The sequence below is a fragment of the Halolactibacillus sp. JCM 19043 genome (genome assembly GCF_001310395.1).
In the GTDB taxonomy this organism is placed as follows: Bacteria; Bacillota; Bacilli; order Bacillales; family Amphibacillaceae; genus Halolactibacillus; species Halolactibacillus miurensis.
Map to the genome: position 1 here is coordinate 1 of NZ_BAXD01000058.1, position 10,083 is coordinate 10,083.

Genomic DNA, 10,083 nt, shown 5'->3' on the forward strand with positions numbered 1-10,083 from the left:
AAAAAAAGACACGCAGCCATTTCAATGGGTAATATTTTCCTATATAATGAATAGTACCTCATGAGCTAAAGGAGTTTAACGAATGAAAAAAGGCCGGATGTTAGTCGTTATTGGCGTAATTATCACTGCCGTATGGCTAGGGACATTGTTAATTATCAATAACAGCTATCGTAATAACGCAAAAAAATATAACGACGCAAGAGCGCAATTACTCTCACGCTCAATTGAATCAGTCACTTCTTCATATGAACAATTTTCGAATTTTATTTTTGAAACGATTGTCAACACAGAAGAAGTCACAGAAAGATTAGCAGAGGCTAATGAAGCGAGTACCATAGAGAAGGCGGTGATTCGTGAGGAATTATATCGTTCTTTTGAAACGATTTATAATATTTCTAATAGCTATGAATTCAGGCAATTGCACTTTCATCTAAAAGATGGTGAGAGTTTCTTAAGAATGCATGCGAAAGATAAGTTTGGCGATCACCTATTCGATGTGAGAGAGTCCATTCGTATTGCTAATGTTGACAAGCGCTATGTGACAGGATTTGAAGAAGGGCGTATTTTCAATGGCTACCGTTTTGTTTATCCGCTGTATCATAATGATAGCCATGTCGGTAGTGTGGAAGTGTCGATTTCACTAAAAAGTATTATTAATATTTTAAATGACATGTATCCAACAACGGTTATTGGTTTTATTTTGGACCGTGAGGTGATGGAAACAACAGTGTTCGCTGATGAACAAAGTCATTATCAATTATCGCTGTCTCAGATCAATATGTGGTTGATAAGGACGTCTATCAAACACAGCTCAACATTAATCAACAATTGTTTGATAATCCAATCTTTTTCAATGCGTATCAACAAACAGTCACACCAAATTTAAACAGCCGAGAATCATTCACCGAGTTGTTTCATTTCCAAGGTGAGAATTACCTTATCGTTTATCTTGAAACACTAAATATTCAACAACAATCAGTCGGGTATTATACTTTTGTTATGCCGGCTAGAGAATATAAAGCCATTGTGTCGACACGCCGGATTATGATTATAACCTCAACTGTGGTCTATTTACTAATTGCGTTGATGTTGTATGTGTTATATCAGCGACAACAAGCCATTCTCACATTGGCCACCCGTGATCCCCTTACGGGATTGTACAATCGTCATAAATTTAATCAACTTGTCGAGAAGCACATAAAAAGCAAACAAAAACATGCCTTAATGATTTTAGATATTGATCACTTTAAGCATGTCAATGATACGTATGGTCATAATGTAGGGGATGAAGTACTAGTGGCGTTAGCTCAACAGATGACTTTGGTGCTTGACCACAGTGAGATTTTTGCTCGTCACGGTGGAGAGGAATTTGTGGTCTTTTTCCCTCAGACATCACTCGCGCATGCGAAAATTGTGGCAGATATATTAAGACGTACGATTGAGAAAAAAGTGATGCCTACTGTTGGACATGTAACGATCAGTATTGGTCTAACGGACACAGTACCTCATGAGCACATTATTCACACAATTGAACGCGCGGACAAAGCGCTATATGAAGCAAAACGTTTAGGACGTAATCGCGTCGTGATACAATCTTCTAAAGCATAATCACTAGATGAATGTAACTAAATGACAAATACCGCGCCATCAAGAAAAGAAAAATCTTGATGCGCGGTATTTTTATGGCGTTTTTAAACTGTTAGCTGTTAGATAATGCTCTAAGCTCTTTAAACGAAGGGATAATGCCCAGTAATGGATTAGGTTTTAATAACCATATAAGTTAATGACTTTAGATGGGAATAAGGGGGTGATAAAAGTCATTACTTTTGTCAATCGAATCAAAATTTAAGCGTTTTCATGTAAGTTAAAAAGGGAATAGACTACTAATATAAGCGATAAGGTGCAAGCTTCTTACCTAAGGTATGCTCGAGCTCCTGGCGTTTGTTTTGTTAAGAAAATGAACGTAAGTTTTTTTACTATTTTGTGAAATAAGTGTGTTAAATACTTGTTAAAATAACTTTAATATCCAACTTATCGTTGTACTTACGCTTGAATTGTTTTACAATTTAGATAAGTGGCAAAAAACCAGACTATTTTCTTATGAAAAGTGATGGAATAGACGAACAAGTTGTCAAAAGTTGCCTCGTATTTGTTTAACGTCGTTAGATTTAACATGTCGAAAATAAAGACAAATGAAAGCAGGGGATCTTATGCAGTTATCCAATGAAGTAAAAGACCAGTTACAACGTTATCATCTTAGTGAGCTTTATAATAGTTATGATTATTTTGGCGCGCATCCATTCATTTACAACGGTGAACAAGGTGTCCTCTTTTTAGTTTGGGCGCCGAACGCGACACGTGTCTCGCTCGTTGGTACATTTAACTTTTGGAACGATACCAGTGATCCGATGGAACAAGTGACAGATACAGGCGTTTGGGGCAAGTTCTTTCCTGGTATTACGACAGGTGAAGTGTATAAATATAAATTATTTTTACCTGATGGTCGGGCGATTTATAAAGCAGACCCGTTTGCTTTTTATTCAGAAGTTAGACCAGAGACGTCATCGGTTGTCTTTGATTTAGATACATATGAGTGGCAAGATGACAAATGGTTAGAGAAACGGCAAAACTTTACCCCTTACAATCAACCGGTAAATATTTATGAGTTGCATCTTGGCTCATGGAAGATGAAAGAAGTCGGGAAATTTGATAATGAAGCTTTTAAATCGGTTGCTCCATCCAGCTTTTATAATTATCGTGACATCGCAGATGAACTGATTCCTTATTTAAAAGAAATGCATTACAACTACATTGAAGTTCTCCCCTTATCAGAACATCCTTTTGATGGGTCGTGGGGATACCAAGTCACTGGTTACTATAGTATGACAAGCAGGTATGGTAATCCGAGCGATCTTATGTACTTGATTGATGAATGTCATAAAGCCGGTATCGGTGTTATTTTCGACTGGGTGCCAGGCATTTCTGCCGGGATGAACACGGGCTTATGTATTTTGACGGAACAGAGCTTTACGGCGACATTGATCATCCACAGTGGGGAACGAAAAAGTTTAACTTTTATAAAAGCGAAGTACGTAACTTCCTCATTTCGAATGCGTGCTTCTTGTTTGATAAGTTTCATATTGATGGCATTCGCGTCGATGGAGTGACATCGATTCTACATTTGAATTTCGGTCTCGATCATCAGCCGTATAAAAATGAACACGGGGGCGACGAAGACTTATGGGGTATTCAATTCTTAAAAGAATTAAATCTCGCGATATTTGAACGCTATCCCTTTGCGATTATGGCCGCAGAAGAATCATCTAGCTGGCCAATGGTCACACATCCGGTAGACAAGGGCGGACTAGGCTTTAATTATAAGTGGAAGATGGGTTGGATGAATGACACGCTGGATTATGTTGAACTCGACCACTTTTTAGAAAAGGGAGTATGATAAGATTACTTTTTCCATGCATTATGGTTACAGTGAAAACTTTATTTTACCGTTTTCTCACGATGAAGTTGTCCACGGTAAAAAAGCGCTCATTGATAAGCCGGTCGGTGATTATGAAGATAAATTTAAAACACTCAAACTGTTAATGTTGTATCAAATGACCCATCCCGGGAAGAAGTTAAATTTCATGGGAAATGAGATCGGTCAATTTATTGAATGGCGTTACTATGAGCCGGTGGAATGGTTCTTATTAGACTATGAAAAGCACGAAGATCATCGACAATTTAATGGTTTACTCAACCGACTTTACATGCAGGAGAAAAGCCTTTATGAACAAGATCATGACCCGGCAGGCTTTAAGTGGATGGATGCGGATAATCGCGATCAATCGATTTATATCTATGAACGAAAATCAACAGATGAGAGCGTGACGATTGTTCTAAACTTTACGCCTGTAGAATATAATGACTTTCGTGTAGGCGTTGAAACACCTGGTGAGTACCGGGTGATGTTCACGACAAAAGAAGCGCCTTACCGTATCAAACGCTACAGCTATATAAAAACAGAAGAAATACCGATGCACGGACAAGATCAGTCGATCTTGCTGCCAATTGGTGCTTTAGAAGGTTTAGTCATAAAAAAGAAAAAAGCAGCGAGAAAGAAGAAATAGACATAGTAGACTTTGAATTTGAAGGGGAATGACACATGACGAAGAAAAGTACAAAATTGATGAAACCCTATTCTCTATTTCTGGAACAATATATGAAACGACTCGGTCCAATCGATGAGGTTAATGGTTTTAAAGTACGTCCTGGTTTTTTTGATGAATTTGGTGCAACGGTGATTCCAGGAGGTGTGAGCTTTACTGTTCACTCCAAACATGCGACAAGTTTTAAATTAGCCCTTTATAAACGTCGTGCCGAAGAACCGTTTGTGATCTTACCGTTTCCAGAAGCTTATCGGGTTGGGAATGTTTATTCCATGATTGTGTTCGGTTTAGATATCGAAGAGATTGAATACGCCTATTTTGTTGATGGACCGTATCACCCGAAAAAAGGGCATATCTTTGATGACACGAATGTGTTACTTGACCCTTACGCTAAAGCTGTCAGTGGGCAAAGTGAGTGGGGAAAAAAGCCTGATTACGGGATGAGCTACCGGGCGAGAGTCGTGGCGAGTGATTTTGATTGGAAAAAATCGCGTGCCCCGCTTATACCGATGGAAGACCTCATCATCTACGAGTTACACGTTAGAGGCTTTACTAAAGATAAAAGTTCTGGCGTTGAATACTCTGGAACCTTTAGTGGACTAGCTGAAAAGATTCCTTATTTAAAATCGCTCGGTATTAATGCGGTTGAACTCATGCCGATATTTGAATTCGATGAAATGAGCGGGATGAGACATCATGATGGAAAAAAACTCTATGACTACTGGGGATATAATCCGTTATCGTTTTTTGCGCCCAATACCGCTTATGCCTCCAATCATGAGTACAATCATGAAGGAACAGAACTCAAAAAACTCGTGAAAAAAATGCACGATAACGGGATTGAAGTCATACTCGACGTTGTTTTTAATCATACGGCCGAAGGAAATGAACAAGGCCCTAGCATTAATTTAAAAGGCTTTGATAATAGTGTGTACTACATGCTGACACCAGATGGTCATTACTTTAACTTTAGTGGTTGCGGCAACACGTTAAACTGTAATCACCCGATTGTGAGGCGGATGATCATTGACTGTTTACGACACTGGGTAATTGAGTACCGCGTAGATGGTTTTAGGTTTGATTTAGCCTCGATTCTTGGTCGTAATGAAGACGCTCGCCGATGAATAACCCACCACTATTACAAAATTTAGCGTTCGATCCGGTGCTAGCCAATGTCAAACTCATCGCAGAAGCATGGGATGCGGGAGGATTGTATCAAGTCGGCTCTTTCCCCGATTGGAACCGCTGGTCTGAATGGAACGGTAAGTATCGAGATGATATTCGAGCCTTTTTAAAGGGTGATGCCGGCTTAGCTCATACAGTTTGTGATCGTATCGCAGGCTCCGTTGATATTTATTCCCCGCGCCGACGTGAAAATTCTCCGAGTGTCAACTTTATTACATGTCACGATGGGTTTACGCTCTATGATTTGTACAGCTATAACGACAAGCATAATGAAGCAAATGGGTGGGGCAATACCGACGGTGATGATCACAACTTATCTTGGAATTGCGGTATTGAAGGTGAGACGGATAACGAAAACGTATTACAGCTCCGTCACCAAATGATACGCAATGCATTTACGTTACTTTTAATGAGTCGCGGGACACCGATGATCTCTCAAGGGGATGAATTTTTACGTACGCAACAAGGCAACAACAACGCCTATTGTCAAGATAACAAAATCTCATGGGTCGACTGGACTTACTTAGAAGAAAATAAAGACATGATGACATTTGTTAAACATTTGATTGATATAAGAAAAAAACATCCGATTTTGCGCTCGCAAACGAAACCGTCACGAAGTGGCTATCCTCATTATTCGAAACATGGCGTGAACGCTTGGTATTTGTCGGACATGGAAGCAGAACGTGTGATAGGCGTGATGTTTAGTGGGCGTGATGAGACCGGTGTTTATGATGATTATAGTTACATCGCCTTTAACAGTCACTGGGATGACCATATCATTGAATTACCTGTGTTACCCAAAGGTTATCACTGGCAAAAACACGTAGATACAGCTAAACCAACGAAAAAATCAGTGGTAAAAGAAGAACACCTAGCGGTGTTAGAATCGACTCACTTAGAAGTGAAAGGACGCAGTGTATGTGTGTTATTTGCTCATTATCGATCTGATGGTAACGATGAGTAAGTGATATAGATTATTTTACAACAACGGGGGAGGAATTCAGATGAAAAAAACAAATGCTATTGCCATGCTACTCGCTGGAGGACAAGGGACAAGACTAGAAGCACTCACAAGAGAGAATGCAAAACCAGGTGTGATGTTCGGGGGAAAGTACCGAATTATTGACTTTAGTTTAAGTAATTGTTTTCATTCGGAGATTTATACTGTGGGGGTTATGACACAGTATAAGCCACTTTTATTAAACCGTTACATTAGTAATGGTAATGCTTGGGCGCTTGATAAGGTGAATCAGGGTGCGTATATACTCCCACCGTACATGCGTGAAGATCACGCTGAATGGTACCGCGGAACAGCTGATGCTGTCTACCAAAACTTTGAATTTATTAAGATGTATGACCCAGAGTATGTGGTCATTTTATCTGGGGATCACATTTATCAAATGAACTATCGCCCGATGATTGAAGAAGCCCGTAATAAAGATGCGGACTTGACGATTTGTGTGCGTCGCGTCCCGTGGGAAGAGACGTTCCGCTTTGGTATCATGAATACAGATGAAGATTTTAAAATTACCGAATTTCAAGAGAAACCGAAAGACGCCAAAAGTAACTTAGCTTCAATGGGGATTTACGTCTTCAAATGGTCTGTGTTAAAAGAAGCGTTAGAAAAAGATCATCAAAACCCAGCGTCCACTAAAGACTTTGGCCATGATGTTATTCCGACATTACTCGAAGAGGGCAAGCGTTTATATGCTTATACCTTTGATGGTTACTGGCGCGATGTTGGGACAGTCGATAGTTACTATCATGCAAATATGGATTTACTTGATACCCGTGATGACCTTGATTTAACGAGTGACTACTTACGTGTCTTCTCTAATAACGAGCACCGCGATCCACACTTTGTCGGTGAAAAAGCTGACGTTTATAATAGCTTAATTGCGGATGGTTGTTATATTAATGGCGGGGTATCACGCTCTGTCTTAGCTCATGATGTTGTAATCGAAGAAGGCGCAATCGTTGAAGATGCGATCCTCTTTGGTAATGCGACCGTAAAAAGCGGTGCCGTTGTCAGACGAGCGATTGTCGCAGATGATGTGACGGTCGAATCGGGCGAAACAGTAGGGAGCACTGAAGCAAAATAACCTTACACGTAGGAGGGGGCCAATCATGAAAAAAATCGCCGGCGTGATCATTAATAGCTCAAATCAACTCGACTTGGATGCGCTCGTCAAACATAGAAGTATTCATACGATTCCGATTGGAGGAAAGTACCGTCTCATTGACTTTCCGCTGTCAAACTTGGTCAATATGGCACAAGATTTATATGTTGGGGTTGTCGGTTCATATAATTACCGGTCTGTCGTTGATCACTTAAAACAGGGTCAAGATTGGAACTTAAGTCGAAAAAGTAATGACTTACTTATTTTACAAGGTGACCGCTCGGCTAAGATTGGTAAAGTCAGTCGCATTTCGATTCAAGACTTTGTTGATAATAGAGAATTTTTCAATAGACTCTCAGGTGACGTTGAACATATTGTTTTAAGTGGAACCAATGTCATCAGTAATATAGATTATAAAGCCATTCTTGATGAACACGAAACAAATAACGCAGACATGACATTACTTTATAAAGATAATTATGATGGAGAAATTCAAAATAGAGAAGTACGGCTCGTCGTTGAAGGTAATGATGTGAAAGAGATTGTTTACAGTAACGATAAACGACAAGACGGTGAACCATTCATTGATTCACTTATCATCAACCGCAAGCTCTTTATGGAGATTTTAGACGAAGCAGAAAAACGTGGACTCGTTGATTTCATCGAACTCGTTGATCAATGTCTCAATGACTACAAAGTAAAAGCTTATAATGTACCGGGCTATGTGAAAATTATTAATTCCATTCAGGCGTACTTTGACTGCTCAATGGATCTACTTACGTGTGAGGTCAATCAAGAATTGTTTAAACAAGAACGAAAAGTCTATACAAAAGCAAAAGATAATCATCCAACTGTTTACGGTAAAGAAGCGCATGTGAAGAAGGCGCTCGTCGCCAGTGGCGCGATAGTGAACGGGACAATTGAAGATAGTATTGTCTTTCGTAATGCGACCATTCATGAAGGGGCCAAAATAAAAAATAGCGTGATTATGCAGGGCGCTGTTGTAGAAAAAGATGCGGTCGTTGTCAATGCTATTTTAGATAAAAATGCCGTTGTCAAACAAGGCGAATTTATTACGAGCACAACGAGAGAACCCATCTTAGTTCAAAAACGATCGTAACAAGGAGGCGAAAAATAAGTGAAAATTTTATATGCAACGTCTGAAGCTTTTCCGTTTGCAAAAAGCGGCGGATTGGGTGATGTCGCGGGTGCGTTACCAAAGACATTAAAGAAAAACAATGTCGATATTCGAGCGGTTATGCCGCTCTATCAAGATATTCCAGATGAGTACAAGCGAAAAATGACGAAGATTGGTGATTTCTCTGTTCAGTTAAATTGGCGTCACCAACAGTGTGAATTATTTTATTTAAAGCATGATAATGTGTTTTGGTACTTTATTAAAAATGATTATTACTTTGGTCGACCAGGTCTATACGGTTATTTCGATGAAGCGGAACGCTTCTTGTTCTTCTCAAAAGCGATTCTGTCATTTATTCCAAAGTACGACTTTTGTCCAAACATCATTCATTGTAACGATTGGCAAACAGCGGCGATTCCGATGTTGTTGAAAAAACAAGTTCAAGCTGGTTGTGGTCATCATGTGAGAACGGTATTAACGATCCATAATATTAAATATCAAGGGGTTTACGGAGCAGAAACCTTATATGAGGTGTTAGGCCTGTATCCAGCAGATATCACCTCAGAATTAGAATTTAACGGCGCGATTAACATTATGAAAGCGGGTATTTACTATGCTGATTATGTGACGACTGTCTCACCAACGTATGCGAAAGAACTTGAGCACGCCTATTTTGGTGAAGGCTTAGATGGTGTTATTCGTGATGTGAAATGGAAGATGACCGGTATTTTAAATGGGGTTGATTATGATATCTTTAATCCAATGACCGATCAAGCTTTACCTTTCCCTTACCAAGATGTAGCTGGGAAAAAGAAAAATAAAGCCGCGTTTTTGAAAGAACAAGGACTGAATCCAGATAAGCTTACCATCGGTATGGTCTCTCGTTTAGTGGAACTAAAAGGCATTGATTTAGTTCAGCGGATGATTGAAGAATTAATGGCGTTAGATATTCAACTAATCGTGCTCGGAACAGGTGATTACCATTATGAAGAATTCTTCAAATATGTTCAACATCGTTATCCAACGCAAACATCGATTCATATAACTTTCAGCAATGCGCTTGCTTCAAATATTTATGCGGCTAGTGATCTATTCTTAATGCCATCACGGGTTGAACCGTGCGGGTTAAGTCAGATTATTGCACTTAAATACGGGGCACTGCCTGTCGTGAATCGGACGGGTGGATTAAATGATACAATCACGCATATTGATGAAGGTTCAGACGAAGGTAATGGTTTTATTTTCAATGAATACAATGCCCACCAAATGTTTGAGCAAATTAAACGAGCCAAACGTATTTATGATGAAGAACCTGAACGCTTCAACGGCTTTGTCAAACAAGCCTTTGCGGCAAACTTTGACTGGGAACAGCAGTCAAAAGAATATTACCGGGTGTATGAAATAGTAGATGGCAGCGATGAACATGAAGGTCGTCTGATTTAAGGTTGTATAATATTTGGTGTTGGTGAAGGGA

General features: G+C 39.5%; 10 protein-coding genes. All 10 read left to right on the top strand.

Features of this window, described 5'->3' with window-relative positions; translation table 11 throughout:
* The first annotated feature begins 82 nt into the window (after nt 1–82).
* The 10 genes from JCM19043_RS15245 (at nt 83) to JCM19043_RS15285 (ending at nt 10,052) form a co-directional block, all read left to right on the top strand.
* On the top strand, nt 83–886 hold the full coding sequence (locus tag JCM19043_RS15245; RefSeq protein WP_062323862.1) for a cache domain-containing protein: 804 nt from the start codon (nt 83–85) through the stop codon (nt 884–886).
* Complete coding sequence (locus JCM19043_RS15250) at nt 781–1,608, top strand: GGDEF domain-containing protein (RefSeq protein WP_156321443.1); 828 nt, start codon at nt 781–783, stop codon at nt 1,606–1,608. Before JCM19043_RS15245 ends, JCM19043_RS15250 begins: the two co-directional genes overlap by 106 nt.
* A gap of 602 nt (nt 1,609–2,210) precedes the next feature.
* Complete coding sequence (locus JCM19043_RS15255; protein ID WP_062323866.1) at nt 2,211–3,167, top strand: alpha-amylase family glycosyl hydrolase; 957 nt, start codon at nt 2,211–2,213, stop codon at nt 3,165–3,167.
* The gene (locus tag JCM19043_RS15260) at nt 3,122–3,454 is read left to right on the top strand and encodes a hypothetical protein (RefSeq protein ID WP_156321444.1); all 333 of its coding nucleotides are present in this window, start codon (nt 3,122–3,124) and stop codon (nt 3,452–3,454) included. Before JCM19043_RS15255 ends, JCM19043_RS15260 begins: the two co-directional genes overlap by 46 nt.
* A gap of 16 nt (nt 3,455–3,470) precedes the next feature.
* Nucleotides 3,471–4,124 (top strand): alpha amylase C-terminal domain-containing protein, encoded by a 654-nt coding sequence (locus JCM19043_RS15265; protein ID WP_062323868.1) that lies wholly within the window; start codon nt 3,471–3,473, stop codon nt 4,122–4,124.
* 35 nt (nt 4,125–4,159) lie between these two features.
* Nucleotides 4,160–5,287, top strand: coding sequence for an alpha-amylase family glycosyl hydrolase (locus JCM19043_RS17010; RefSeq protein WP_197274840.1), 1,128 nt, complete (start codon nt 4,160–4,162; stop codon nt 5,285–5,287).
* A complete protein-coding gene (locus JCM19043_RS17015; protein ID WP_197274841.1) occupies nt 5,284–6,315 on the top strand; it encodes a hypothetical protein in 1,032 nt (343 codons plus the stop codon). The genes JCM19043_RS17010 and JCM19043_RS17015 overlap by 4 nt, the downstream gene beginning before the upstream one ends.
* A 40-nt stretch (nt 6,316–6,355) precedes the next feature.
* Nucleotides 6,356–7,453, top strand: coding sequence for a glucose-1-phosphate adenylyltransferase (locus JCM19043_RS15275; RefSeq protein WP_062323869.1), 1,098 nt, complete (start codon nt 6,356–6,358; stop codon nt 7,451–7,453).
* A gap of 25 nt (nt 7,454–7,478) precedes the next feature.
* Nucleotides 7,479–8,591, top strand: a complete 1,113-nt coding sequence (gene glgD, locus JCM19043_RS15280) for a glucose-1-phosphate adenylyltransferase subunit GlgD (RefSeq protein ID WP_062323870.1) — start codon at nt 7,479–7,481, stop codon at nt 8,589–8,591.
* 18 nt (nt 8,592–8,609) lie between these two features.
* Nucleotides 8,610–10,052 carry a glycogen synthase gene (locus JCM19043_RS15285; protein WP_062323871.1) on the top strand — a complete coding sequence of 481 codons (1,443 nt, stop codon included), beginning with the start codon at nt 8,610–8,612 and terminating at the stop codon, nt 10,050–10,052.
* The last annotated feature ends 31 nt before the right edge of the window (nt 10,053–10,083 follow it).